Below are 26177 nucleotides of genomic sequence, written 5' to 3'. Positions count from 1 at the left end.
TCAATTTAAACCTGATTCGTGCAGTAAGCTTACTACGGAAATATACGCCCCGCAACAATTTCCTGCCCATACATGTTTTCACAGGCAGGCGGTGCAGGTTTGTACTTAATAAACGGCGGTGCGCAATAAGTAAAATGTGGGCAGGCAAAACCCAAAACCGCGGTATGTGCTCGGTCGTTGCACCGAAGGTTTGCATTTCACTAAAGGAAATGCGGCCGGTTTTGGAGTATAAATTGCAGTTAATGCTTTGAAAAGCATTAGCAATGCGACATTGGCCGCTGCACATTTTGCTTAGGCATTAAAATAAAAGACATGAATGCGAAACAGCGTTTTTTAAAATGGATTTACCCGCTCCTAATGAAAACCGCAGGCAGCACCGAAAAGCATGGGCGCAAGCTGACCAACACCACGGGCAAACAACCCACACAACCGCTGTACGACCTTGATATAACCCTGAACAACGGCACCACGCTGCCGCTGGCATCGTTAAAAGGCAAAAAGGTATTGCTGGTGAATACCGCGTCGGAATGCGGCTATACCGGCCAGTACACCGAGCTACAGCAACTGGCCGACCAATACAAGGGCAAGCTGGAAGTGATTGGCTTTCCCGCCAATGATTTTAAGGATCAGGAAAAGGCCAACGACGAGGAGATTGCACAGTTTTGCACCCGCAATTTTGGCGTGCAGTTTCCGCTGGCCAAAAAGACCAGCGTCGTGCCCGGTCCCGGCCAGCATCCGCTGTTTGCATGGCTCAGTCACGCCGACCAAAACGGCTGGAACAACCACCCACCTGATTGGAATTTTTCAAAATACCTGATCGATGAACAGGGCCGACTTACCCATTATTTCGGCCCGGCCGTGTCGCCGCTGGGCAGCGAGGTATCTGGGGCCATCAAAACGCAGTAACTTTTTGCCCACCAAGCTTTTAACAGCCCTTTGGTTGCCATGTGGCGCTGATGCCTTTTTTTTGTGCCTTTAATGCAGCAACATGAACTGGATCATCCTGATTATTGCCGGGTTGTTTGAAGTGGGCTTTACTACCTGCCTGGGTATGGCCAAACAAACCAAGGGCATGACGGCCAATCTTTGGTACGGCGGCTTTTTCTTGTCGTTGATCTTGAGCATGCTGCTGCTCAACAAGGCCGTACAAACCTTGCCGCTGGGCACCGCCTACGGTGTATGGACGGGCATCGGTGCCGTGGGCACTGCCCTCATCGGGATTATATTGTTTAAAGAGCCCGCGCATTTCTGGCGCATCTTTTTCATTCTCACCCTCATCGGTTCCATCATCGGGCTCAAGGCCGTTTCGGCGCATTAGTTTGCTGCTGGTGCTACTGGTCAGGCCACTTGGAAAAGACTTAAAAATACAAAGTACTCTAACCAGTGGCCAGACCAGTAACCAGCACTTGCATTTCTACCCGCAAATAGGTAGTTTCCGCCCATGCACTTCGAACCAAAACTACCTTACCACGTGTATAACCGTGGCAACAACCACCAACGCATTTTCTTCCGCCCCGAGCACTACCTGTTTTTCCTCCGGAAAATCAGGCGCGAATGGCATCCACACTGCGATGTATTGGCCTGGTGCCTCATGCCCAACCATTTTCACTTTGTGCTGGCACCCAAGCCTGCAGGCTGCACACTTTTACTGCAAAAAGGAAAAGAAGTACACCTGCAGGCACTGGCCTATGCCATTGGCAAAACCCTGAGTTCTTACACCAGGGCCATCAATAAAGAGCAGGATAAAACCGGCGTTCTTTTTCAGAAAAAAACCAAGGCAAAATGCCTGTACCAGGAAGAGTTGAGCAACTGCAGCGACCAATATCTCTTTAACTGCATTTGCTATGTACATCAAAATCCCGTGGAGGCAGGGCTGGTGGCCGCCGCTGCGGACTGGCCATTTTCTTCGGCAGCGGATTATTTAGGTAAACGGGCCGGCACGCTGTGTAATAAAGACCTGCTCTATACTTTGGGCGGATTTACAGAGCAGGATCTGCAGCAAGCTGTCGGATACAATGCTGATCTGTGGCGGAGCTACTGGTCAGGCCACTTGAAAGAGACTAACAGTACAAAGTACACTGCCCAGTGGCCAGACCAGTACCGCACCGATCAACTATCGCAGCTATAAGCCATCGCATCCATATTTAATTGCCGCGGCGTAAACTCGTAGCCATTATACTGCCGCACCACTTCATCCAGCACCGCATCGATTTCTTCCACCGAAGGCAGTGTTACCAGCCTGGTGCGGAAGTCGCGGATATTAGGCAGGCCACGCAGGTAATTGGTGTAATGCCGGCGCATTTCATTAATCCCCGGCTTTAGCCCCTTCCACGCCACCGATTGGTGCAGGTGCTGCCGGATCACTTCCACACGCTGCTGAATGGATGGCGGCGGCAGGTGCTGGCCGGTTTGCACAAAATGCTTGATCTCGTTAAAGATCCACGGGTAGCCAATGGCGGCCCGGCCAATCATAATGCCGTCCACGCCGTACCTGTTTTTGTATTCCAACGCCTTTTCCGGCGAATCAATATCTCCGTTGCCGAAAATGGGAATCTGGATGCGGGGATTATTTTTAACCTTGGCAATATGGGTCCAGTCGGCCTCGCCTTTGTACAACTGGGCACGGGTACGGCCATGTATGGCCAGCGCCTTGATGCCCACATCCTGCAGGCGTTCGGCCACTTCTTCAATGTTGATGCTGTCGCCATCCCAGCCGAGGCGGGTTTTTACCGTTACGGGCAGCGAGGTGGAATTCACCACAGCTTTGGTCAGGCGCACCATCAGGTCCACATCGCGGAGCACGCCGGCACCGGCGCCTTTGCTCACTACTTTTTTTACGGGGCAGCCAAAATTAATATCGAGCAGGTCGGGGTTTACGGTGTCCACAATTTTGGCGCTGAGCGCCATGGCTTCTTCGTCACCGCCAAAAATCTGGATGCCCACGGGCCGCTCGGCTTCAAAGATGTCGAGCTTTTGGCGGCTTTTGATGGCGTCGCGGATGAGGCCTTCCGAGGAGATGAACTCGGTGTACATCAGGTCGGCGCCATTGACCTTGCACACGGCACGAAAGGGCGGATCGCTGACGTCTTCCATAGGCGCCAGCAGCAGCGGGAAATCGGGGAGTTGTATATTGGCTATCTGTACCAAAAGGTTGGGTTTATAAATGAGCACTTAACTTGCAGCCTTTTACCCGGTGTTTTAGCCCCGCTCGTTCGCTTTAATTGCCCTTGTGGGCAAACGCAGTAAACGCAGGTGTTGAACAAGGGATCGGAACCCTGAACGGAGCGTCGCAACGGCGGTTCCATCAGGGTGCTGCAGCCCGTTTACACACCTGTTTTTGTTCTGCAAAAAAAGCTGGGCAGGCAAATTCACGGGCACGCAAAAATACGGTACCTAATTGGAGGCGCTATGCAAACGTATCTTAAAACAAAGCCCATAGGGGTGCAACTGCTGCTTTTTGTGGGCCTGGCTATAGGCCTTTGGGTCATTATTTCCTTGATGGCCATGAGTTTTGGCGCACAGGCGGCAGGTATCAACCTGGCCGAATTGTCGAACATGAACAAATGGGACAGCTCGAACCTGGCCAACAAACTGCTCATCATCCGCAGCGGGCTCGTTGCACAGTTCCTGGGCATGTTTGTGCTGCCCTCGCTCCTGTTTGCCTACTTTTCCGACCCGCAGCCACGACAGTACCTTGGTTTGCGGCAGCCGGCACACGGCGCATACTGGCTGGTTGGATCGCTGCTGTTGCTGGTGGCGCTGCCGCTGGTGGAATACACCGGCATGCTGAACCAGCAACTGGACCTGGGCCCCGCCCTGAACGAATGGATGCACCAACGGGAAGCGGAGGTGAGCAATGTGCTGAAGCTGGCGTTTGTGGAAAAAACCACCACCAACCTGATTGCTAACCTTGTGTTTATTGCGCTGTTTGCCGGTATTGGCGAGGAGCTATTTTTCCGTGGCATCATCCAGCGCATGATGATTCGCGGCACCCGCAGCCCCTGGGCAGGCATCATCATTACAGCGTTTCTTTTTTCCTTTTTTCATTTCCAGTTTTTGGGTTTTGCGCCGCGGCTGATCCTTGGCGTTTTGCTGGGGCTTCTTTACTGGTACAGTGGGTCGATTTGGGTGGCTATTCTTGCCCACTTTTTATACGATGCTACGCTGGTAACGATCCTGCATTATAACCCGCACCTGCTGAACCAAACCAGCGGCTTTTTGCCACAGGCCACTTTACCCTGGCTGGCCCTGGGCAGTGTGGCCCTGCTGGCAGCCATTGTGTGGTGGATGAAACGCAACAGCGCCACCTACACCCCCGACGAGCCGGTAACCGTTGCGCCGCCACCTAATTCAACCAACGACTTTATTGCTTAAGCATGGCTTTTAATTGGCAAACCTTTCGTACCCGTGCCCTTTCATCGGTAGTGTTTGTAGCGGTGATGGCCGCCGGGTTACTGTGGAACGAATGGTCGTTTCTGCTGCTTTTTTCAGCAGTGCATTTTGGCTGCTGGTGGGAGTATTACCGCTTGGTGAAACACATGCATCAAAGGGAAGACGACGGCGCTAAATCCCTCATGTTTTGCTTTGCGCTACTGGGCTGGGGCCTGATGCTCATTTTTACCCAAATGCAATTGCCGGCGCTGCTATACCCCCTGCCCGAAATAGGGCTTGGTATGGTGATGGCTGCACTGGCGGCAGCGCTGGCCATGCTGGTGTCGCGTAAGAATAAATACGGGAAAATGGTACCGGCATTTTTTGCGGGCCTGCTTTATATTTCCCTCAGCCTCGCCCTGTTGATGGGGCTGCGCACCAGGCAGGATTATCCGCAGGCAGCTTATGCACTCATCATTCCGCTGCTGGTGATTGTTACCAACTGGATCAACGATACCATGGCGTACATCGTCGGGTCATTGATTGGTAAAACGCCGTTCTCACCTATTTCGCCTAAAAAAACATGGGAAGGCACCATTGGTGGCGCCGTGCTGGCCGTGCTTACCATTAGCCTGGTTGCTTATTTCAGCGGACTGCTGCCCGTAGGCCATGCTGCTGCACTGGCTGCGTTGGGCGCCATCAGCGGTACCTACGGCGATCTTTTTGAAAGCAAGCTGAAACGCATGGCTGGTGTAAAAGACAGCGGCACCATGATGCCCGGCCACGGCGGCTTCCTCGACCGTTTCGATTCGCTGCTCCTTTCCGCCACCGTTTGCGCAGTGTATGTGGGGGTGGTGATGTAGGGAAAGTCGGAAGACGGAAGTCAGAGGTCCGAAGAACTTTGCACTTATTCAAATGGGACTGTATTAATACGCAAATTTTTTTTGGCAAGGTGAAAAAACCTAGTAAACAGCCGGCTCGTCTTCGGACGGCCGACTTCCGTCTTCCAACTCTTCTGGCACTCTATTAGCGGCACCTATCCCTATGAAAATAGGCGGTCAACTACTGAAGAAACTGGCCAAAAAATACGAGCCTTCGAGCATGGTGCACACCCACTTTCGCGATTACGACCTGGCTATGAAGACCGATGAAGAAGGCAATCCCGTTTTATTATTTATCGGCACGGCCAATGAGGAAGGCATCATCAAAGGCGACCGATATGCCCGCAGGCTGTTGAAAGATGCTGAAGGAAAAGTAGTGAAGGACCATTGGGATTACAAGGGCAAAATATAGGTCAACCGTCGATCAATTTGAATCCTGTTCAATGACTAATGCAGTTCCAAAACGCAGCAAAAACCGCCACCTTTTGGCATGATATTGCAAGCCATAATTGCCTAAATCTTAGGTTATGATGCTGTTTATCATTGTGCTGAATTTGTTTCTGGTGGGCCTGGGTACGTTTATGGTATTTGCAGCTAAAAAAGAGAAAGGACATGGCAGTCTTGGCGATCCAAACGCCGGTACCCAACGCGGTCCACAGTAGTGATGGAACGGCGGGCTGCAGAACACACAAATTTGTTTGCTGCAGCCCGCCGTTTGATGTTTTAATTGCGATACACCCGGCACGCAAATTCCTGCCCGTCTTCTTTTTCACCAATCACAAAACGCACCGGGTCGCCGGGACGTAATTCTTCAAAATTGCAATCCTGCAGATTGGTGTAATGAAAGAACAAATTGTTGGGTGGATGTTTGATAAAACCAAAACCATCCTTCAGCGAAAACACATAGCTGCTGTGCAACTCGGCATCTTCATACACCACTTCTTCCTCCTCTTCGGTTTCATCGGCTTCAAAACTGCGGTCGGTATTTTCGGCTCTTGATTTTTGCAAAAACAACTGGTTGATAAAATCTTCTTCGGAGCGCCGATCATTAATTAATTCGTGCATGCGCACCGGGTAAGTAGCTTCGTTCAACAGTTCGCGGCTAACGCGGTGCTGGTACCTTGCGCCTTCTTCATCCGTGTATTCATAATCCCAACCCAGCACCATCACCCGCACGCCCAATGTATTGAGTTTGCGCACCAGCGGCACATAATCACTGTCGCCCGACAGGAGCACCACCATCGTAAACTTTTTATACACCGCCATTTCAAACGCTTCCAGCGAAAGCCATACATCAATGCCTTTCTCCAAGCGCTTTGAAAATTGTTCTTTTACCGGCAGGTAATGCGTGGTTACGCCTTCACTCATCAGGATATCATCAAACAGCCGCTCGTAGTACAAAAGCTTTCCTTTTTGCGCTGCTTCCTGCGCCGAGAGGCGGCCACGGAAATAATGGGCATCTACAATATGCGATAGCGAAGCAGGCGTGCCCAATGCAGTAGCCACCTGCTCTTTTATAAAACTGTGCAAGCCGCGAATAGAAATGCGGCGGCGCAATGAATGCTGGTAATTGTAAAAATTAGAAACGCCGGAAAAATAGTTTCCATCGTAAAAAACCCCGATGCGGATCAGGTTCTCAAATCCATTGGTCATAATAAAAATATTATCTAAGTAAAAATGCAACCGTGCCGGTGCATACTTGTCCTCTGGAGCGATAGTTCTGGCGATACGGATCAGTGAGCACTAAAACATGCTATAAAAACGACATCTGTAACCTTGCTATATATCAACATGCCTGCGCAAAAGCAGCGGCATACTGCGTAAAAATTCTATATCTGTATACTTACAAATGTAACAAAAAAGCGCCCCGAGTCAGAACCGGGGCGCTTTTTTAACCTATTCCTAATGCAGGATAGGACGACGTTACAACATTTAAGTAAACACGATCATTCCATTTTCGTTTAACCACAAACGTTAGTTTGCACGTTCACCCATCCTGCATTTTACTAAAACCAACTACCGATAAATGCTTCATTTACATCCTTGCCTTTAAGCCTGCGCCGGCGGCGGCGCACTGCTCTTTGGTGCAGCAACATGGTTACTACCATCAGCGGAATAAACAACAGCGTAAGTGGCGGTATACCCAGGAACGAAATCCATTTGCCACCATACTGCCGGCGCATGGGCCTGCGCAGCCGTTCGGCAATAAGGTACATACCGGGCAGTATAAACAAGGTCATGAAAAATGCAAAGATCAACCCAAAGATGAGCGTCCATGCAAGTGGTGCCCAAAACCGTGCACTATCGCCACCAAAGAACAGGTGTGGATTCAATTCCGAAAACAGCGTAACGAAATTGAGGTTGAGGCCAATAGCCAATGGAATCAATCCAAAGATGGCTGCCAGCGCTGTAAGCATTACCGGGATGATCCTTGTTTTGCCTGCCTGTATAATGGCTTCACGTATACGCAAGCCACGCATCCGCAATTCTTCGGCAAACTCAATTACAAGGATGCCATTTTTTACTACAATACCTGCAAGCCCCACAATGCCCAAGCCTGTAAATACACCCGATACACTGAAGCCTGTAATGCTGAAGCCAAGCAACACACCAATGATGGAAAACAGTATTTCCGTTAAAATGATCACCGGTTTTGAAATAGAGTTGAATTGCAGCACCAGTGTAAGCAAAATGATCATCAATGCAATGACCAGCGCCTGTCCTAAGAAGGCCACTGTTTCGGCTTGCTGTGCGGCCTCGCCAGCCTGTGCAATGGTTACGTTATCGGGCTTATTTTGAAAGCGGTCGAGGTGGCCTTGCAGTTCGGTGTTTACCGCCTGCGCCGTATACCCCTGCGATTCCAACACATTCGATCGCAAGGAAATCAAACGCTTGTAGTTCTTACGTTTTACACTGCCCTGCGTGCTGGTATAATCTACTTTTACCAACGATGAAATCGGGATGCGTTTTACCTGCCCGGTGGCCATATCCCTGAACGTGATGGTCATGTTCAGCAGGTCGGAAAGATTGTTGCGCTGCAGCTCCTGGTTGCGCAATTGTATCTTGTATTCATCTTCACCGTCTTTGATCTTCGATACCTCGCGACCAAACAATGCAGTGCGAATTTGCATACCAATTTGTGCACTGCTCACACCTTCCGCCAGTGCCCGGTTTCGGTCAACCATCAACGTTATCTCCGGGTTGCTCAGGTCCACATCCATCTTTAATTCCTCTATGCCCGGCACCTGTATCGAATCAAGATAGTTTTTCAAACTTACCGCGGTCTTGATCAGGTCGTCAATGTCTTCGCTGGCCACCTCAATATTCACCGGCGGATCGGTGGGCGGGCCGCTGCTTTCCTGTGCCACCGATATTTCCGCACCGGGTATGCCTTTCATTACTGCACGGATGCTATCGAGGTACGGCGCGGTTGATTTGCCGTGGCGTTTTTCAAATTCCACAAACGACACCTGTATGCGGCCCAACTCGGAGCGGGTACTGCGGTCGCCGCTCATGGGGTCGGCAGCGCCTACCGCAACGTTGGAGATTACACTTTCCACCAACGGGTTTTCCTTGCCGCCTTCCATGTCCAACACTTTGTACACCCGTTTTTCCAACAGGTTGGTAATGGAGTCGGTGTATTCCACATCGGTACCAACCGGCAGTTTGATGTAGGTGTAAATAAAGTTGGGATCGGCGTTGGGAAAGAATACCACTTTTACCCATTGCGTATATGTAGCAATGAAAAAAACAATCAGGCTAAAAATAAACAACCCGAATGTTGCCAGCAGCAGCCACACCGGCCGCCAGCCTTTTAAAGCCCAACGCAACAGCTTTTCGTAACGGCGCATGAGGCCAGGTAAAAAGCGGTTTTGAAAACTGTGGATCACATCGTTGAGCACATACCTGTTAAATACCACCAGCAGTACAATGAATATAATCAGGTTGCCAAAAAATGTAAACCCAATGATGTCGAGCAATATGCCCAACCCCAGTCCAATCCAAAAGCCTTTCTTTCTAAAGATCGCCGATTTTGGCTCACCGCCTTCCTCGTCATGATTCATGAAATCCACTGCAAAAACAGGGTTCATGATAAAAGCAACGATAAGCGATGCAGTGAGGGTAAAAATGAGCATCGTAGGCAGGTAAATCATAAACTTACCAATGATGCCCGGCCAGAATAACAGGGGTAAAAACGGCGCCAGCGTTGTAAGCGTACCAGCAAGTACCGGTATGAACACTTCGCCGGCAGCCATCATAGCGCTTTTTTCGGCAGAGATGCGGCCACGGCCTTCTACAAAAATGCGATGCGTGTTTTCAATCACCACAATGGCATCGTCTACAATGATGCCGAGGCCAAACAGCAAGGCAAACAACACAATGAAATTGAGTGTTACATCAGAACCTGCAATCACTTCGGCACCAGGTATAAACAGGAAGGCCACAAAGATGCTCAGGGGCACACTCAGCGCCACAAAAAACGCATTGACCACACCCATAAAAAACATCAGGATCACCAACACCAGTATAAAGCCAATGACGATGGTGTTCACCAACTCGTTAAACGAGTTGCGGGCATTGATGCTTTGGTCGCCGGTGATCACTACATCGAGGTTGGGCGGGAACACCGACTTTTTTAATTCGGCTACTATGTTGTTCACGCCTTCGGCCGTTTCAATCAGGTTTTCGCCGGAGCGCTTTACTACGTTGAGTGTAATTACGTTTTTACCATTGAGCCGCGCATAGCTTTCCCGCTCTTTAATCGTATCCCGCACATTGGCCACATCACGCAGGTAAACCGGTGCGCCAACGTTGTTGCGTACAATAATGTTTTCAATATCCTGCTCTGTTTTCAGTTGTCCTTTCAACTGCAGGTTGCGCCGCATGTTACCCACTTCCAGTTGCCCACCCGATATGTCCAAGTTTTCCCGCGCCACGGCATTGGCCACATCATCGAAGGTGATGCCGGCAGTTTGCATGCGCAGGTTATCTACGTTGATCTGGAACTCCCGTTCCGGTGCACCTACAAGATCCACGCGGTTTACCTGTGGCAGTTCTTCCAGCCGGTCCTGCATTTCATCGGCGTATTGCTTTAGCCGTGCAGGGTCGTAATCGCCGCTCAGGTTTACATACATAATGGGCTGCTCCGATAAGCTTACTTCCAGCACCACGGGTTCCTGCGTTAGGTCGGTGGGCAGGTCCTGTTTTGCTTTGTCCACCGCATCTTTTACTTTTTGCAACGCAATGTCCGTATCCACATCCGTGTCGAACTCAACGATGATGATGGAAAAATCCTGCTGCGATGTGGATGTAACTTTATTGAGCTTAACACCGGTGATGCTTTTGATCTGTTTTTCGATGGGCTGCGTTACCAGGTTCTCAATATCGCGGGGCGTGTTGCCTGCGTAAATCGTTTGTATGTAAATGTTAGGTATAACAATGTCCGGGAACTGTTCTTTAGGCAGCGTTATAAATTGAAACACACCCGCCAGGCTCACAAACAGCATCAGCAGGTAGATGGTGGTTTTGTTCAGGATGCTCCAGGTGGTGGGCCTGAAGTGCTTGAACGGTCCGTTGGGATTTTCTAAAACACTCATGGTTTTTATTTGGAGAAGAGGCGGTTATGAATGTCGAACAGATGAACAAGGAATGTCGAACAGAAGAAGTTTGTATAAAATATCGAGCAAGGATCAAGGAATTTCGAATGATGAATTAGGGACTATGAATCCGGAACAACTTCAATAATTAATAATCCATAATTAATCATTCATCATTCTACTTCGACATTCATCTGTTCCTTGTTCGTCTGTTCGATACTACTTACGCTGTTTTAATCGGCTGGCCGTCGTACAGGCTTTGAAAGCCGTCGATGATCAACTGCTCGCCGCCCTGCAGCCCGCTTTTCACTTCCAGTTGGTTCTGGTATAGTTCGCCCACCTGCACATATATTTTGCGGGCAATCATGCGGTCGCCTTCTTTAATGGCCACCATCACGTATTTGCCTTTATCATCGTTTTGCAGCGTATTTACCGGGATGGTTACGGCGCCGGTGCGGGTATAGTCCTGCACCTTTACAGAGGCCACCTGGTTGGGCTTCAGCCCGGCACCCGAGGGCACTGGCGCTTCAATGTAAAAGGTACGGCGTGCCGCATCAATCGTTTGGCCGGCCACATTCACTTTTGTTTCAAAACGCTTGTCAACATCGGGCAGTTCCACTTGCAGTTTGCTGCCTTTACCAATGCGGCCAATATAATTCTCCGGCACTTCAGCAGTGATCTTCAAGCTGCCGGTGTTTACAATGCGGATCTGCGGACCTGCAACGCTGGTACCCGTAAACAATTCGCCTACCCGCACATTCACTGCATCGGCCACGCCGCTGCTGGGTGCGGTTACGGTCATCAGGCCGGCTTGTTTTTGCAAAATGCCAATTTGCTTGCGCAGCGTTTCCACTTGTGTTTGTGCAGTCAGTACTTGTTGGTAGGTACCAATGCCTTGGTCAAACAAATTTTTGGTGCGTTTGTACGTGTCTTCTGCAGTAGTAAGTTGTACCCGCAGCGGCTCAATTTGCTGGCGAATCAACTGGTCGTCGAGGCGTGCCAGCACCTGTCCTTTGCGCACCGCATCGCCTTGTTTTACATACAGCGCCGTTACCACACCGCCCTGCCCATTGGGCGGCGCCACGTACGAAATATTGGTGGCATCAACCCGGCCCTGCAGGTCTACATAGTGTACAAAATCAGCCGGCTGAATGGGGCTCAATGTTACCAGTTTTGCATTTTGCGCAGCGGCTGTTGCAGGGTCGGCATCACCCACTTCTTTTTCCAGCGCATCTATTTGCGCCGTCAGCTCTTTTTGCTCTTTACGCAATTTTTCAAGCTGCACTTTTTTATCGTTGATGTTTCCTTCTGTATCTTTTTTCGCATTGCCGCAGGATGCAACAATTATTGCCAACAGCAATGCGGTGATGATCCGGTTCATTGATTTATATTTTGTGGTTGTGTGGTTGTTGTTTGCTGGTAAAAACAGCGCTTGTTTACAGCTTACCCGTGGCTCTTAAAAAATCGACCTTTGCATTGATGGCATCATACAACGCCAGTATGTAGTTGCTTTGTGCTACCTGCAAATCGGTTTGCGCCGTTGAAATTTCCGTTGCCGATCCAAGACCTTCTTCCTGTTTCAATTTGGTTTGGCTATACACCAGTTCGGCCAGTTCTATATTGCGCTTTTGGGTTTCCAGCGTAGAGAGTGCCGACCGGTAATTGTTCAATGCTGCCGCCACATCCTGGTCGATGCTCAGACGCAAACCTTCCATTTCGTTTTCGGTTTGCTGCAATTGCAGCTGCGCCCTTTTGATGCGTGCCGCCCGTGCAAATCCATCAAATATGGGCACCGAAATATTGAGCCCGATGGACGATGCCGGGAACCATTGCGCCCCGCTGAAATAGTTGAACTTATTGGTTTGCGTCAGCCGTGAATAGGAGCTGGACAGTGCAACGGTTGGGAAATACGTAAGCTTGTAACGTTTGATGTCGTATTGACGCAGCCGCTTGCCCAGTTCGGCCAGCTGGTATTCCTTGCGGTTGTCGTAATTGTATTGCGTGTTCTCAAGTACACCATCGCGGATCTGCGCTTCCGTTACCGAATCGGTCAGCACCAGCGTATCGCGTATGGGCATGCCCATGAGCAGTTTCAAACCGAGGTAGCCGTTTTCGATCGTGTTCAGTGCCCGCTGCTTTTCGGTTTGCAAGTTGGCCAGTTGCACGGCGGCACGGTTTACATCCAGTTTTTCTGCAAAACCATTGTCGTACATGATCTGGAAATCGTTGCGCAATTTTTCGAGCCGTGCAATGTTGGCATCCAGCAATTGCAATTGCGCTTTGCTGGCCGAAAGCTGGTAGTACACTTTGTAAATATTGGCCTTGATGCCTTCCTCGGTTACCTCCACATTTTTTTGCTGGAAAGCAATGGAAGTAGCCCGCGCCTGCAACCCTACAAACACCTGCCCTTCAAACAACAACTGCTGCAACGATACACCTGCCGATGCGTTGAACTTGGTACCAAACGCTGCTGCCACCAGTCCAAAATCGTTAGGCGAAACAATGGGTGCACCGCTACCGTTTTTTACTCCTTCATTTTGCAACACACCATAGGTAGCTGCGGCAATAAAGTTGGGAAACTGCTGTACCGCCACCCGTGGGTTGTAGCCAAAAGCGGCGTTACCATTGATCTGCGGGTAAGCGCTGGCCGTTATTTCGCGGTTGGTTTGCTGCTGTATCTGCACATCCAGCAAAGCGTTCTTTACCTGTGCATTGTTTTTTTGCGCATAAGCCACTGCTTCGGTTACCGAAAGGCTGTGCCGCTGCTGCGCATATGCATCGCCGTTAACAGCCAGCAGGCCTGCCAGTATGCCTATTGTTATGCTCCATCCGGGTTTCATTGTGGTTGCCTTTTTTTGTGCGTTGATGTTGATACTTCTGAAGCAGCCTGCGGCCTTTTGTGGTGGCCAGTCCGTTCAGAAACAATTCCAGTAACTGGTGTTCGATGTGAACAAGATGGGTGCGGTTGTTGGGAAATACTTCAGCATTAAAGGCCAGCATCATGCTGTGGATGCGGTAACGGGTCAGCACATCAATGTCAATCTCCGGGCGGTACAATTCTTCGGCAATGCCCCGTTGCAGGTTCTGGCGAATCATGTGGTACAAAAACCCGTCGCGGTACTGTTTGAATTGCTCAAAAGCGCCGGGGTGGTATTTCTCCATTTCGAAGAGTACGGAAGGATTCATTTCGGCAAACATTTCCTGCACCATATCGAAGGCGAGAAACACTTCATGTAGGGCATTTTCGGCCCTGCTCCGGTCCTGCTGACACTGGCACTGGTTGTGCGTCATGATGCCGTTGAATACGGCGCAAACCAGTTCATCTTTATCGGCAAAATACAGGTACACCGTTTTTTTGGACATGCCTACCTGTGCAGCAATTTCATCCATAGAAACCGAACGGATGCCGTAGCGGTTGAACAGCTCGTGGGCCTTTTGCAGGATGCGCTCTTTTGGTTCCATAAAACAGGGGCAAACTATGGAAACTTTTTTCGGAGCCAAAGTTTCCGAACCATATTTTGGGATAAGTGGCAATTATTTGTGGTGAGTGGCAACAGTAAATCCTAACACAGCCAAGCTTGAACAAATAACAATTTTGCCTCTATATCAAACCACAATCAACTCCCATTGTTGAATTTTCGAGTTGTCATGCCGAACTTGTTTCGGCATCTCCTGCTGCTTTAGTAAACTCCGCAGATTGAAGGAGATGCCGGAACAAGTTCGGCATGACATGTATTACTGAACAGACGCTTGTGTAATGGCGGCCCGACATATCCCACAAATGAAAGGGCGCCTGGAAAGGCGCCCTCTTTTCTACTATTGCGTCAACTTCACCTATTCGAAACCGTTAGGCTCCAGCAGCGGGTTGGTGTTGAGCTGCCTGGAGGGTATGGGAAATGCGGTCCGGTCTTTTGCATCCTTTGGTTTGGCCCACCATTCGTCGCCAAACTTGTCCCAGCGTACCAGGTCGGTGCGGCGGCGATGCTCGCCAATAAACTCGCGGCCCCATTCGTCAACAAACTCGTTGTCGGTAAGCATGGCCGGGTTTTGCACATAGCTGTGTGCCGGCCATGCAGCATCGGTAAAATTTCGTTTACGCACCGCATCGAGCAATTGTGCTGCGGTTGCTTTATCACCACTGCGGTACTTACATTCGGCCAGCGAATAATAAATTTCCGCCAGCCTTATCTCCGGTGCCGAGTTGAACTGGAACAGGTTAGCCGTCATCGACAGCCACGGGAATTTCAGCAGCCGCACCCCCGAGTTTTCCTCGCCGGTCGTTACGTTCGAGCCTTCGTTCCAGCGGCCTCCGGGCCTTTCTGAAAAACGGCCTACCTGGTCAACAAACGCAAGTGGTTTACCATTGTATTCCTCTGTGCCGTTTACCATTTTGGTACTGTCAAAACCGTAACCCCGCGATTTGTTGAACTCGTATTGCTGGCCAATCAGGAAAAAGCCTTCATACTGCCCATCGGCCGATGTGGTGCGGAACGGTTGTTTGCGTTTATCGGCTGCGGCGTATTTTTCAAAAGGCTTGCCCAAGTTGTAAGTAAGCAGGTTGCCGTCCAATCCCCTCGATGGTGTGAGGTGAATACCGTTCCAGCCACCCCAGTCGTTATCCAGCGAGTAGCGGGCCTGGTAATGCATCATCGAATTGTAAATCCAGCCAAACTCGTAGATGTTTCGGGCATGTGGAAACTCGAACAGGTTTTCCGGCGAACGATAGGCCCTGATGCCCGAACGGAAAGGCCCGCGGTAATCGGCATCGATGCTGTAGGTGCCATAAGCACCGTCAATGATCTGCTGCGCCACCTGTGCACACTCGGTGAACTTTGGCGTGCCGGTCCATTTTTCTGCATTCAGGTACAGGCGCACCAGCAGCGCTGCAGTAGCAGCCTGGTTCCAGCGGCCTACTTTTCCTTCTTTAGGCAAACCCGGGATCGATTCTTTTACTTCTTTTTCAATAAAGGCAAACACTTCCTGCGGGCTCGACTGACCTACCAGTTGCTGCGGCTCGGTGATGATGGGTATTTCGCGGAAAAAGTCGATGAGGAACAGGTAAAACCAGGCACGCAGGGCACGCAGCTCCGAAAGGTGTTGTGCCTTGTCGGCCTCGGTGAGGCCATACTTGGTGTAGTCCAGTGCGCCAAGGTCTTTTAAAAACACGTTGCACTGTGCAATGCCCTGGTAGGGGCCCACCCATCCGCCGTTCACGTGATTATCGTCTACGGTCCAGTCGTGTGCATGCAGCCGCACCCAGTCGCCGCCATCGTAGCCGTGTTTGCCTTTTTGTGTCCACACAAACTGGTCGGCGGTCAGCTCCTGCAGCAGCCAGCGGTCGCCGTCCCATGCGTTCCAGTGGGCATGTTCGTATGGCCGCAGCACCGCGGCAATGATGGAATTTTTATCCTGGAAATAATTTTCCGAAGGCAGGATATCGAATGCTTCTTCATCCAGCTTGGTGCACGAAGAAAGGAGCACTGTTGCTGCCAGTGCGATGTATAGCGATTTTAATTTGTTCATGTCAATGCAGTTTTTCGGTTAGAAATTAACCTGTGCGCCAAATGAAAAGTTTCGGGTGATGGGATAAACATTCAGGTCGCCATAGCCGGGTGTAAGACCGGTGATGCCTACCGTGGTAGGATCGAGGCCCGAATACTTGGTGATGGTAAATACATTGCGCACCGTGCCGTACAACCGCAGGCTGCTCACCACTTTCGAGTTGATCTTGGGCGACCATCCCAGCGTCAGGTTGTCCAGTTTGAAGTAGTCGCCTTTTTCGAGGAAATAATCCATGATGACCTTACCCGAAGTGATCTGGCCATTGCGTTCATAAGCATCACGCAACAGGTTTACGTTGGGCTCTGCCTGCAGGCCGTAATACATCTGGTACAGGTTGAGGATATTGTAATCAAACCGGCCGCGGAAAAACAACGTAAGGTCGAAATTGCGGTAACCGAGTGAGTTGCCCCAGGCCAGCTCGTAGTGCGGTGCACCGTGGCCAATATAAGTGCGGTCGCGGTCGCGGTTGGCTTCAGATGTAAGGATGGCTTCTTTGCCCACCTCGCCATCTTTCCACACCAGTATTTTGCCTTCGTTGTTTACGCCAGCATATTTATACCCGTAAAACGAGCCCAGTTCCACACCATCTTCCATGCGGAAGGCAGGGCCGGGGTTACCGGGAGAAGGCAGGTCCTGCAATTCGGTAAACTCGCTTTGGAAACGGTCGTTCGACCAGCTATCCAACTTTGCCTTGATGTATGAAGCGGTTACGTTGGTGCTGTACGAAAAATCTTTGCGTTTTACTGCATCCCAGTTCAGGTTCAGCTCCACGCCACGCGATGAAGTGGTACCCACGTTTACGGTCATGCGCTCATGCAGGTACGGGCCCACAGGCACGCCATAATCAGAGATGAGATCGCTGCTTTTGCGTACAAAGGCGTCGATGCTACCACTTACACGGTTGCGGAACAGGGAGAAGTCGACACCCAGGTTATAAGCAATGGCTTTTTCCCACTGCAGGTCGGGGTTGTAGTTGTTGGCCGGTCCGTACACACGGGTCCAAACGCCTTCATCGTTGGGATACTGGCCATAACCGGTATAACGTGCCAGCGAAGTGTAGCGGCCAAAACCAGAGCGGCCGGTAACGCCGTAGGATACCCGAAGTTTCAGGTCGTTGATGGCATCGGAGTTAGCCAAAGCATCGAGGCTGGAAACACGCCATGCTGCCGACACCGCGGGAAACAAACCCCACTTGTTGTTGACACCAAATTTGGTGTTGCCTTCGTAGCGGAACGAGCCGGTAAGAAAATAGCGGTCGTTGAAATTATAAATGGCGCGGCCTAAAAACGCAATGGTTTTTTCCTTGCTCCGCCAGCTGTCCATACCCAGGCGTCCGTTTTCGCGGTTCCAGCTGCCCGCATCCAGGTTGTTCCAGTTAAAGGCATCGGACGGGAAATTCATGTTCTCGGCAAAAAACCCCTGGTTGTTGAACTCTTGGTACGAGTAGCCACCCATCAGCCGGATGTCGTGCAGTTTGATGCGGGTGTTGTAATTGGCGGTCCATTCCAATGTATAATCCGTCCATTTCTCGCTTTGCACACGGGCACGGCCTGTGCGGTTGCTGTTTACCGATTCGGCGGCAGCGGAAGTGTAATACTCACGGCGCAGCAGCTCCTGTCCCTGGCGGGCCAGCTTTAGTTCGGTCGACAGGTTGCGCAGCAAATTCAGACGAACGTTGAAGTCAACGATCGAGTAGTTTCGGTCGGCACCGTTTTCCCTTGCCAACAGGTCCTGCACCGGGTTGTAGGTATCAAAACCCTGCAGCGTATTCCATTTTGCCGGGTCGTTGGGGTTCATGATTGGAATGGTAGGATTGAGTTTTACCGCCTGCTGAAAAGCACCATAGTTGGTGTACTCTTCGTTGGCTACGCGTTGCGATAAATTGCCCGAAAATTCCAGCACGCCATCGAGTGCTTTTTGCAAAAAGTTGGCGCGGTAACCATATTCTTTGCGGTCCGATGCAATATCGATCGCGGTCTTTTTGCGGTAGTTGCCAGAGAGGCGGAATTGCGTGTTTTCGCTGCCGCCCGAAACAGTCAGAAACTGGTTTTGTCCAAAATTGTTTTCACGGATCAACTCATCGTACCAATTGGTGCGGGCACCACGGTCCACATCGCGGTTGCGGGCCAAAAACTCTTCCGCCGAAAGAATGTCGGGTTTGTTGGCAATGCGGTCGTGCTCAATAAAGCTGTCGTAAGTAACCTGCACCCGGCCGGCACGGCCCTTTTTGGTTTGCACCAAAATAACGCCGTTGGCACCCCGCGAACCATAGATGGCCGCGGCTGATGCATCTTTCAACACCGTGATGGATTCAATGTCCTGTTGCGCCACGTTGCGCAGGTCGCCACCAGGCATGCCATCAATTACAATCAGCGGGCCGTTGCCTGCACTCAGCGAGGCAGCACCACGCACCTGCACATCGGCACCGCGGTTGGGATCGGCGGCAGCGGGGTTGGAAATAACCACGCCGGCCACTTTACCTTCAATCAGTTGCAGCGGGCTGTTTACTGCGCCTTGTATAAAATCCTTGCTGCGGATGGTGGTTACTGCACTGGTCAGTTCGCGTTTTTGCACCGAACCATAACCCACTACCACCACCTCGTTCATTTGCTGGTTGGAAGTTTGCAACTGCAGGCTGATGGAGCTTTGATTGCCCACGGTTATTTCGCGGTTTTCAAACCCAACAAAAGAAACCACCAGCACCGATGACGGGCCGGCTACATTTAGTGAAAAAGATCCATCCTCGCGGGTGGTGGTGCCGTTGCTGGTACCTTTTTCCAACACCGATACACCGGAAAGCGGCTTGCCTTCGCTGTCGGTGATTTTGCCGGTAACAGGCACATCATACACCACTTCCTCGCGGGGTTCATCAGCCCTTGAAATCACCACCAGCCGATCGTTCATTTGCCGGTAGGTAAGCGATGTATTTTTCAGCAGGTTGGGCAGCACTTCGTTGAGCGGTGCATCCTGCACCTGGATGCTTACTTTTTGGCGGCGCGGCAAAATTTCATCTTTATATACAAAGCGGTAAAAGCCCTGTGATTCGATGGCGTGCAGCGCCTGCTTTATGTTCACCTTATCCAAGTCGAGGCTGATATTGTTTTGCGCATGGCCTTCATGTGCAAACGACTGAAAGGTGCAGGCAATGATTAAAAGCAGCGTAAACTTTGTCATCAATAAATATTTGACGCATAACCTAACGCTCCCCGCAGGGGCGTTATGTCCAAATGATTTCATACTTTGGGTTTGTAAGGTGATGATGAATGGGTTTCCGCCCAGTGCGGGCAACCCTTTGTCAAAGCATAACAGCGGGGCATGTTGCAGCATGTTCCGCTTTCTTTTTTTGGGGCGTCAGGTAGCAGGAGCTTGTTTCATATGCAGGCAATTAAGGTGATAAAAGCAGTATCCTACCATGCACCGCAGCGCAGGTAATCACTAGTTGACACTTAGTATTAAAGGGTAGCTATAGTAACGGCATCAGGGCATGATGCGCACTTCTTTTTTATTAATTGTAAACGAAAAGTCGCCTGAGGAAAAAGCTCCTGCATATTTCAAAGCGTTCAGTACATCTTCCAATGATTCGCCTTCAAACGTGGCTTTATAACGTTCCTTTTTCAGCCCTTCGTCGGTAATGGTGATGCGTACATCGTACCAGCGTTCGAGCTTTTGTGCAATGGTTTCGAGGCTTTCGTTTTCAAAAATCAGTTTGTTGTCCACCCAGCTGGTTTCCAGCACCGTGCTGTCCCTCTCCAGGTTGTGCACTTTCGATATTGTTACCAGCGGAATGGCTTCGCTTGTGGCCCGTTGCGGCCTGGCTTCAGCCGTGTCCTGCTTATTTTGCACCACCAGTTTTTCGCTGGGCTTGAGCACTATTTTCTTATCCGGGTTGTGCAGCAGCATTACCTCCACCGAGCCGCGGATCAACGCCGTTTCTGTAGTTTGTTCATCGGGGTAGGCCCTTACATTAAATGCCGTTCCCAGCACTTTGATATCCACCGCATCGGTGTGTATGATAAACGGCCGGTCTTTGTTGTGCGCCACATCAAAAAACGCTTCGCCACTCAGCCGCACCTCGCGGATCTTTCCATTAAATGCCTGGTCGTAGGTAAGCAGGCTGCCAGAGTTGAGGTGCACCACCGTACCATCGGGCAACTGCACTTTTGATTTAGATCCGAACCGGGTGCTCACTACGTTTTGCGACGGCAGTTTGCCGCCTTGCTCCTTTCCCGGCATAAAGAACAACACCACACCAATCAGCAGCAATGCAGCCACGCCACCCATCCACCACCATCGGGTACTGCGTACCGGCGCTGCCACTTCTTCTTCGGGCCATTGCGGCGTTTCGTTCTGGGTGTATTGCAACGCTGGCTCCGACAAGTGGTTGCTTAGCCGCTGCAGGTGCCTGCTGTATGCTTCGTTGATCTTTTGCTGCGGCAGCTCTGTTCGTTGCCGCCACAACTTTTCCAACTGCTCTACCTGAAACACCGCTTCCGGCGCCTCTTTCAATAGCCGGTCCAGCTCGGCCAGGTCGTCCGGACCTGCCTCGCCAGAAAGCTTGAGGCTTACTAAATACCAAAGATGTTCGGAAGAAGGCTGCATTTCATTAAAAGAAAGACACAGTATTTAACTGCATGTACCAAAAGGGCACAAAAAATTTTTTACAACAGTAAAAAAAGCCAATCAGGAGCGGGAAAATTTATCGGTGCTGGCAAATTGCCGCCGGAGGCTTGGCGGCAGTGCAGCTGCAATTTTGCGCACCGCAATAGACATTTGATTGCGTACGGTAAGCACCGAAAGTTGCAGCACTTCGGCCACTTCGCGGTACTTCAGGCCATCTTCCCGCACCAGTTGGAAAATAATGCGGCACTGCGGTGGCAACTGGCGGATGGCTTCCTGTATGCGTTGGTGCATATCGGCCGAAATGGCTAATTCTTCGGGAGTTACGGGGTTCATAAAATCGGCTTCATCAAAAGCCTCCAGCGACTCCCAGTGATGCTTGTGGTTGCGGGTAATATAGTTCAGCGAAAAATTGCGGGTAATGGTGTAGAGGTACACTTTAAGCGCGGCCACCTTGCCCAGCTCGTTGCGCATTTGCCAGAGCTTGATGAACACATCGGAAACAATTTCTTCGGCCGCTTCCCTGGACCGCACCATAGCATAAGAAAAATGAAACAGCCGGCTGAACAAAAGTCCATACAGTTCCTGGTAGGCCCGCATATCCTCGTACAAAGCAATGCGCTGCTGCAATGCGGTAATGGTGGCAAGTTCGTTCATGGTCAGGTAGGGTGCAATATTTCGGTATGAAGGTATCAGTTTACCAAAAAGAAACCAAGTGCACCGCGCTGTAAATTGTTGATGCCGCAACATTAAGTTTTGATCAGCCAGTATTTACAAACGCATATTATTTGCTATAACTGGCGCCAAACCACCCAACACCAAACTCTCCTACTTTTGCAGCATGAATGGTGGCAATCAGTCCAACAGGTTTCAGTTCAGCAGGTTGTTCCAGTATTTTCTGCAGGGGCTTTTGGTCATTGCACCCGTAACCATTACGGCCTATACCATTTACTGGGTGGTATCATCGGTTGATAGCCTGGTGCCCATTTTTACCGAAAACGGACCTGGCGGCCGGGTATATGTACGCAACTACGGGCTGGGCTTTGTGGTGGTTATTTTATCCATCTGCATCATTGGCTACCTGTCCTCTTTTTTCCTGAAGCTGCGCCTGTTCAACCTCTTTGATTCTTTCCTAGAAAAAACGCCGGGAGTGCGGCTTATTTACACCACGGTAAAAGATTTTTTTGAGGCTTTCGCCGGTGAAAAGAAAAAATTTAACCGCCCCGTGCTGGCCAATGTGGACGACAACGATGTGTGGCGTGTAGGGTTTGTTACCAGCGATGATGCGCATGAACTAGGTATGGATGGCTATGTGGTGGTGTACATTCCGCTGTCGTACTCCATTGCCGGCAATGTGTATGTGCTGCCCGCTAACCGCATCAAACCCATCGAAAAAATAACCGCTGCCGAAACGATGAAGTTTGCCATCAGCGGAGGCGTTACCAACGTGGAAGAAGGCAAGAAAGAAGTAAAAATTCAAAAGTAAAAAGGGTAAAACGGGCACAAACAAGCGCTGCGATTGTTGACTTTTTGCCTTTTACTTTTTACTTTATGGTGCATGAAACCAAAACTACTGGCGGCACTCCTGTGCCTGTGTACTTACACGGCGCAATGCTGGGGTTTTTATGCACACCGGCAAATCAATTACTACGCGGTGTTTTTGCTGCCGCCGCAAATGCTGCAACTATACAAACCGCATATCCTTTTTTTAGCCGACCACGCCGTGGACCCCGACAAACGCCGCTACGCCGTGCCCCAGGAAGCACCGCGACATTATATTGACCTAGACCGGTACGGCGCATTTCCATTTGACTCGCTGCCCCGCGGCTGGAACGCTGCCGTAACCCGCTACACAGAAGACACACTGCAGGCGCATGGCATTGTGCCGTGGTGGATTGCCATAATGCAGGCAAGATTGACCGAAGCCTTCCGGCAAAAAGACGCAGCCCGCATCCTTAAACTATCGGCCGAACTGGGCCACTACGTGGCCGATGCACATGTGCCGTTGCATGCTACTGCCAACTACAACGGGCAGCTTACGGGGCAGCAGGGCATTCATGGTTTTTGGGAAAGCCGGGTGCCGGAGTTGCTGGCCGCATCCGAATGGAGTTTTTATTTAGGCAAAGCAGTGTACATAGGCAACCCGCAAGCTTTTATCTGGGAACGGGTGCTGCAAAGCGCTGCTGCCGCCGACACTGTTTTGCGCACCGAAAGAGATTTGAGCGCCGCTTTTAACCCCGATCAGAAATTTGCATTTGAGCCGCGTAACGGCACATTGGTGCGGCAGTACAGCACCGCGTTTACCAAGGCATTTAACCAACGCCTCAATGGCATGGTGGAGCGCCGCATGCAGCAGTCCATTGCCGCAGTGGCCTCGCTGTGGTTTACGGCCTGGGTGGATGCAGGGCAACCTGTTTTGCAAACCGGTGCACAGCCCCTGTTTACCTTGGAAGATGAGCAGGAATGGGAACAGTTGAACAATGCATGGAAAGGCGGCGGAACGCTGCAGCGGGCACACGAATAAGGGGCGCAACGAACGATTACAAGACTTATATTTGTAAGCGAAACGAAGAACCGATATGCAGCCATCTGAAACCACCCTGAACAAAGCCGCTGTTAAAGCCCCCGAACACCGCGACGAGTGTCTTTCTTTTTCCGAACTATCGCAAATTGTGGGCAACCGCACATCACCATTTGCCATGGAAGAATGTGCCGCCGACCGGCCAGCTCCCAAAAGGGCCTGGGCACCTACAGCCGACGAAAATGCATTTACACTGATTGCTGCCGGCAGGTAAGCAACGGCTGTTTTTATTGCTGTTTTATCAGCGCTGTTGGTGCAGTTTATTTGCGCTTAAATGGGCTTGTGCCCGGCCATATAAACTTTTTACTGCACCTGTTTCCGCACTATCTTAGGTGTTCAAATGGCACCTAAATGAAACCACTGATTGTTCTGCTGCTGTTGCTTTTGAGCACGGCTTCTTTTGCGCAACACGATACTACTTACAAACTGCGCGACCACTACGACAAAGCCGAATATTTTATTCCTGCACGGGATGGCGTAAAGCTGTTTACCATTGTGTACACGCCCAAGGATAAATCAAAGTCTTATCCCATGCTGATGAACCGCACTTGTTATAACGCTTCATCGTATGCCAATTTTAACACGCAGGGCCACCCTTCAGATTACCTGGTGAAAGATGGATACATTCTGGTGTTTCAGGATGTGCGGGGCCGATATATGAGCGGCGGGCAATTCAACAACATGACGCCCAACATACCGGGCAACAACCCCAAAAATAAAAAGGACATCGATGAAAGCTCCGATACCTGGGACAGCATTGATTGGCTGGTAAAAAACATCCGGGGCAACAATGGCCGCGTGGGCATTTTCGGCATTTCCTATCCCGGCTTTTACAGCGCCGCTTCGCTGCCCGATGCACACCCTGCACTAAAAGCAGTGAGCCCGCAGGCGCCCATCTCCGATTTTTTCTTTGATGATTTTCACCACATGGGTACGTACCTGCAAAGCTACACGCCGGCCTTCCCGGTTTTTGGTGTGCAGAAAAAGGACACCACCCGCCAGGACTGGTACATGCCGCAGCTGATGAAGATGTACCAGAACCAACCCAAGAATGCCTATGATTTTTACCTGGCAAAAGGCCCGCTGAAAAACATCACCAAGCAGTACTACGACAGCAATTTTTTCTGGCAGCAAATTATTGATCATCCCAACTACGATACATTCTGGCAAAAGCGGTCCATTTTGCCGCACCTGAAAAGCGGCATCAAACCCGCGGTGCTTACCGTTGGTGGCTGGTTTGACGCCGAAGACCTGTATGGCCCGCTGAATATTTACAAAACCATTGAAGCCGGAAACCCGGGCACTAAGAACCGCATTGTGATGGGCCCCTGGGCACATGGCGACTGGGCCAACGAATCGGCAAAGGCCATTCACAACCACATTTATTTTGGCGATTCCATTTCATCTTTTTACCAGAAAAATATTGAGCTGCCGTTTTTTAATCACTACTTAAAAGGCACCGGCAGTGATACGCTACCCGAAGCATGGATGTTTAACACGGGCACCAAGCAGTGGCAGCAGTTTGATGTGTGGCCACCCAAAAATATTCCACCGGTGCAATTGTATTTTGGCCCCAACGGGCAGTTGTCTATCAACAAACCTGTTGATCCCAATGCGAAGTTTGAATACATCAGCGACCCCGCCAAGCCGGTGCCTTACACCTCGCAGATTGAAGGACTAACGTTTACGCCCAGGCGCTTTATGAGCGACGACCAGCGCCACGCCAGCACCCGCCCCGATGTGATCACATTCCAAACCGAGCCGCTGGCAGATGCAGTAACCGTGGCTGGCGAAATACTGGCAAAACTAAAAGTAGCACTCAGCACAACCGATGCCGATTTTGTGGTAAAACTGATTGATGTGTACCCCGACAATCATCCGCAGTACGAGCACAACCCAAAGAACATCATTATGGGCGGCTACCAGCAGTTGGTGCGGCACGAAGTGTTCCGGGGCCGCTTCCGAAATTCGTTTGAAAAACCCGAGCCTTTTGTGCCCGGTCAGCCCACCGATGTGGCCGTGCCGCTGCAGGACATTTTACATACGTTTAAAAAAGGCCACCGCATCATGGTGCAGATCCATAGCACCTGGTTTCCTTACATCGACCGCAACCCGCAGCAGTATGTTGAAAACATCTATAAAGCCGATGAAAAGGATTTTATCAGGAGCACCATTCAGGTGTTTGGCTCATCGACTGTTGGTGTTGGCGGCGCACAACACAATAGCACCAACACCAGCACTACACCGGCTAAAACGTTTTAGGAAACATTGGTGAAATAACTACGGTTGTGTAATGATGAATGGATAAAGCGTTCAACACAATTAGCCGCTGTCATGCCGAACTTGTTTCGGCATCTCCTACTATTATCGGAGTTTACCAAAATACAAGGAGATGCCGACACAAGTTCGGCATGACAACACTGGTAGTGCATATTTTAATGAATGAGGATAAAATAAAATTCAGTCTTGCATGAAGTCTTAACCCATTACGTATTTAAAGATTCATTCCAATAAAAAATCCCGCAACCGTTGTTGCGGGATTTTTTATTGATAAACTGCAAATGAAAA

General features: G+C 50.5%; 21 protein-coding genes. 11 read left to right on the top strand and 10 right to left on the bottom strand.

Annotation, left to right across the window (positions count from 1 at the left end; genetic code table 11):
- Positions 1-312 precede the first annotated feature (312 nt).
- The 3 genes from DRJ53_RS10635 to DRJ53_RS10625 all read left to right on the top strand — a co-directional run bounded on the left by DRJ53_RS10635 (position 313) and on the right by DRJ53_RS10625 (position 2128).
- Positions 313-906 (top strand): glutathione peroxidase, encoded by a 594-nt coding sequence (locus DRJ53_RS10635; RefSeq protein WP_114235616.1) that lies wholly within the window; start codon positions 313-315, stop codon positions 904-906.
- Between the two features lie 82 nt (positions 907-988).
- Positions 989-1318: a DMT family transporter gene (locus DRJ53_RS10630; protein ID WP_114235615.1), complete on the top strand. Its 330-nt coding sequence runs from the start codon at positions 989-991 to the stop codon at positions 1316-1318.
- Between the two features lie 123 nt (positions 1319-1441).
- Positions 1442-2128, top strand: a complete 687-nt coding sequence (locus tag DRJ53_RS10625) for a hypothetical protein (protein WP_114235614.1) — start codon at positions 1442-1444, stop codon at positions 2126-2128.
- Here the strand turns inward: DRJ53_RS10625 and dusB are convergent.
- Positions 2110-3147, bottom strand: coding sequence for a tRNA dihydrouridine synthase DusB (dusB, locus tag DRJ53_RS10620; protein ID WP_114235613.1), 1038 nt, complete (start codon positions 3145-3147; stop codon positions 2110-2112). The genes DRJ53_RS10625 and dusB overlap by 19 nt on opposite strands.
- 261 nt (positions 3148-3408) lie before the next feature.
- On the opposite strand from dusB, the gene DRJ53_RS10615 reads away from it, so the two are divergent.
- From DRJ53_RS10615 to DRJ53_RS21790, 4 genes are all read left to right on the top strand, one after another.
- Complete coding sequence (locus tag DRJ53_RS10615; protein ID WP_123893504.1) at positions 3409-4374, top strand: CPBP family intramembrane glutamic endopeptidase; 966 nt, start codon at positions 3409-3411, stop codon at positions 4372-4374.
- Between the two features lie 2 nt (positions 4375-4376).
- Positions 4377-5234: a phosphatidate cytidylyltransferase gene (locus DRJ53_RS10610; protein ID WP_114235611.1), complete on the top strand. Its 858-nt coding sequence runs from the start codon at positions 4377-4379 to the stop codon at positions 5232-5234.
- 181 nt (positions 5235-5415) lie between these two features.
- Positions 5416-5664 (top strand): hypothetical protein, encoded by a 249-nt coding sequence (locus tag DRJ53_RS10605; RefSeq protein ID WP_114235610.1) that lies wholly within the window; start codon positions 5416-5418, stop codon positions 5662-5664.
- 115 nt (positions 5665-5779) lie between these two features.
- Positions 5780-5914: a hypothetical protein gene (locus DRJ53_RS21790; RefSeq protein WP_277749273.1), complete on the top strand. Its 135-nt coding sequence runs from the start codon at positions 5780-5782 to the stop codon at positions 5912-5914.
- Positions 5915-5975: 61 nt separating this feature from the next.
- Here DRJ53_RS21790 and DRJ53_RS10600 read toward each other — a convergent pair whose 3' ends face one another.
- The 9 genes from DRJ53_RS10600 to DRJ53_RS10560 all read right to left on the bottom strand — a co-directional run bounded on the left by DRJ53_RS10600 (position 5976) and on the right by DRJ53_RS10560 (position 21685).
- A complete protein-coding gene (locus DRJ53_RS10600) occupies positions 5976-6905 on the bottom strand; it encodes an NYN domain-containing protein (RefSeq protein WP_114235609.1) in 930 nt (309 codons plus the stop codon).
- Between the two features lie 353 nt (positions 6906-7258).
- Entirely contained in the window at positions 7259-10849 is a 3591-nt protein-coding gene (locus DRJ53_RS10595; RefSeq protein WP_114235608.1) for an efflux RND transporter permease subunit, read from the bottom strand.
- 223 nt (positions 10850-11072) lie between these two features.
- On the bottom strand, positions 11073-12230 hold the full coding sequence (locus tag DRJ53_RS10590) for an efflux RND transporter periplasmic adaptor subunit (RefSeq protein WP_114235607.1): 1158 nt from the start codon (positions 12228-12230) through the stop codon (positions 11073-11075).
- Positions 12231-12285: 55 nt separating this feature from the next.
- Complete coding sequence (locus tag DRJ53_RS10585) at positions 12286-13689, bottom strand: TolC family protein (protein ID WP_114235606.1); 1404 nt, start codon at positions 13687-13689, stop codon at positions 12286-12288.
- Positions 13634-14311 (bottom strand): TetR/AcrR family transcriptional regulator, encoded by a 678-nt coding sequence (locus tag DRJ53_RS10580; protein WP_114235605.1) that lies wholly within the window; start codon positions 14309-14311, stop codon positions 13634-13636. The genes DRJ53_RS10585 and DRJ53_RS10580 overlap by 56 nt, the downstream gene beginning before the upstream one ends.
- Positions 14312-14683: 372 nt before the next feature.
- Positions 14684-16372 (bottom strand): RagB/SusD family nutrient uptake outer membrane protein, encoded by a 1689-nt coding sequence (locus DRJ53_RS10575; RefSeq protein WP_114235604.1) that lies wholly within the window; start codon positions 16370-16372, stop codon positions 14684-14686.
- Between the two features lie 18 nt (positions 16373-16390).
- Positions 16391-19585, bottom strand: a complete 3195-nt coding sequence (locus DRJ53_RS10570) for a SusC/RagA family TonB-linked outer membrane protein (protein WP_162303853.1) — start codon at positions 19583-19585, stop codon at positions 16391-16393.
- 303 nt (positions 19586-19888) lie between these two features.
- Positions 19889-21010, bottom strand: a complete 1122-nt coding sequence (locus DRJ53_RS10565) for a FecR family protein (protein ID WP_114235602.1) — start codon at positions 21008-21010, stop codon at positions 19889-19891.
- Between the two features lie 81 nt (positions 21011-21091).
- Positions 21092-21685 (bottom strand): RNA polymerase sigma-70 factor, encoded by a 594-nt coding sequence (locus DRJ53_RS10560; protein ID WP_162303852.1) that lies wholly within the window; start codon positions 21683-21685, stop codon positions 21092-21094.
- Positions 21686-21869: 184 nt separating this feature from the next.
- Between DRJ53_RS10560 and DRJ53_RS10555 the strand changes: the two genes are divergently transcribed.
- The 4 genes from DRJ53_RS10555 (at position 21870) to DRJ53_RS10540 (ending at position 25871) form a co-directional block, all read left to right on the top strand.
- Complete coding sequence (locus DRJ53_RS10555) at positions 21870-22514, top strand: DUF502 domain-containing protein (protein ID WP_114235600.1); 645 nt, start codon at positions 21870-21872, stop codon at positions 22512-22514.
- Positions 22515-22586: 72 nt separating this feature from the next.
- A complete protein-coding gene (locus tag DRJ53_RS10550; protein WP_114235599.1) occupies positions 22587-23552 on the top strand; it encodes a zinc dependent phospholipase C family protein in 966 nt (321 codons plus the stop codon).
- 55 nt (positions 23553-23607) lie between these two features.
- Positions 23608-23823, top strand: coding sequence for a hypothetical protein (locus tag DRJ53_RS10545; RefSeq protein ID WP_114235598.1), 216 nt, complete (start codon positions 23608-23610; stop codon positions 23821-23823).
- A 137-nt stretch (positions 23824-23960) separates the two neighbouring features.
- Complete coding sequence (locus DRJ53_RS10540) at positions 23961-25871, top strand: CocE/NonD family hydrolase (protein WP_114235597.1); 1911 nt, start codon at positions 23961-23963, stop codon at positions 25869-25871.
- Positions 25872-26177: the final 306 nt, after the last annotated feature.

The organism is Paracnuella aquatica (assembly GCF_003332885.2).
Lineage (GTDB): Bacteria > Bacteroidota > Bacteroidia > Chitinophagales > Chitinophagaceae > Flavisolibacter > Flavisolibacter aquaticus.
This window is presented reverse-complemented; position numbering and strand designations above follow the sequence as displayed.

Excerpts from the sequence above, each read along its gene's own strand:
- DRJ53_RS10560 (WP_162303852.1), bottom strand. The coding sequence starts at position 21,685 with ATGAACGAACTTGCCACCATTACCGCATTGCAGCAGCGCATTGCTTTG.
- DRJ53_RS10555 (WP_114235600.1), top strand. The coding sequence starts at position 21,870 with ATGAATGGTGGCAATCAGTCCAACAGGTTTCAGTTCAGCAGGTTGTTC.
- DRJ53_RS10605 (WP_114235610.1), top strand. The coding sequence starts at position 5,416 with ATGAAAATAGGCGGTCAACTACTGAAGAAACTGGCCAAAAAATACGAG.
- DRJ53_RS10635 (WP_114235616.1), top strand. The coding sequence starts at position 313 with ATGAATGCGAAACAGCGTTTTTTAAAATGGATTTACCCGCTCCTAATG.
- DRJ53_RS10565 (WP_114235602.1), bottom strand. The coding sequence starts at position 21,010 with ATGCAGCCTTCTTCCGAACATCTTTGGTATTTAGTAAGCCTCAAGCTT.
- DRJ53_RS10580 (WP_114235605.1), bottom strand. The coding sequence starts at position 14,311 with ATGGAACCAAAAGAGCGCATCCTGCAAAAGGCCCACGAGCTGTTCAAC.
- DRJ53_RS10540 (WP_114235597.1), top strand. The coding sequence starts at position 23,961 with ATGAAACCACTGATTGTTCTGCTGCTGTTGCTTTTGAGCACGGCTTCT.
- DRJ53_RS10630 (WP_114235615.1), top strand. The coding sequence starts at position 989 with ATGAACTGGATCATCCTGATTATTGCCGGGTTGTTTGAAGTGGGCTTT.
- DRJ53_RS10595 (WP_114235608.1), bottom strand. The coding sequence starts at position 10,849 with ATGAGTGTTTTAGAAAATCCCAACGGACCGTTCAAGCACTTCAGGCCC.
- DRJ53_RS10625 (WP_114235614.1), top strand. The coding sequence starts at position 1,442 with ATGCACTTCGAACCAAAACTACCTTACCACGTGTATAACCGTGGCAAC.
- DRJ53_RS10585 (WP_114235606.1), bottom strand. The coding sequence starts at position 13,689 with ATGAAACCCGGATGGAGCATAACAATAGGCATACTGGCAGGCCTGCTG.
- DRJ53_RS10550 (WP_114235599.1), top strand. The coding sequence starts at position 22,587 with ATGAAACCAAAACTACTGGCGGCACTCCTGTGCCTGTGTACTTACACG.
- DRJ53_RS10570 (WP_162303853.1), bottom strand. The coding sequence starts at position 19,585 with ATGACAAAGTTTACGCTGCTTTTAATCATTGCCTGCACCTTTCAGTCG.
- DRJ53_RS10575 (WP_114235604.1), bottom strand. The coding sequence starts at position 16,372 with ATGAACAAATTAAAATCGCTATACATCGCACTGGCAGCAACAGTGCTC.
- DRJ53_RS10615 (WP_123893504.1), top strand. The coding sequence starts at position 3,409 with ATGCAAACGTATCTTAAAACAAAGCCCATAGGGGTGCAACTGCTGCTT.
- DRJ53_RS21790 (WP_277749273.1), top strand. The coding sequence starts at position 5,780 with ATGATGCTGTTTATCATTGTGCTGAATTTGTTTCTGGTGGGCCTGGGT.
- DRJ53_RS10610 (WP_114235611.1), top strand. The coding sequence starts at position 4,377 with ATGGCTTTTAATTGGCAAACCTTTCGTACCCGTGCCCTTTCATCGGTA.
- DRJ53_RS10600 (WP_114235609.1), bottom strand. The coding sequence starts at position 6,905 with ATGACCAATGGATTTGAGAACCTGATCCGCATCGGGGTTTTTTACGAT.
- DRJ53_RS10545 (WP_114235598.1), top strand. The coding sequence starts at position 23,608 with ATGCAGCCATCTGAAACCACCCTGAACAAAGCCGCTGTTAAAGCCCCC.
- DRJ53_RS10590 (WP_114235607.1), bottom strand. The coding sequence starts at position 12,230 with ATGAACCGGATCATCACCGCATTGCTGTTGGCAATAATTGTTGCATCC.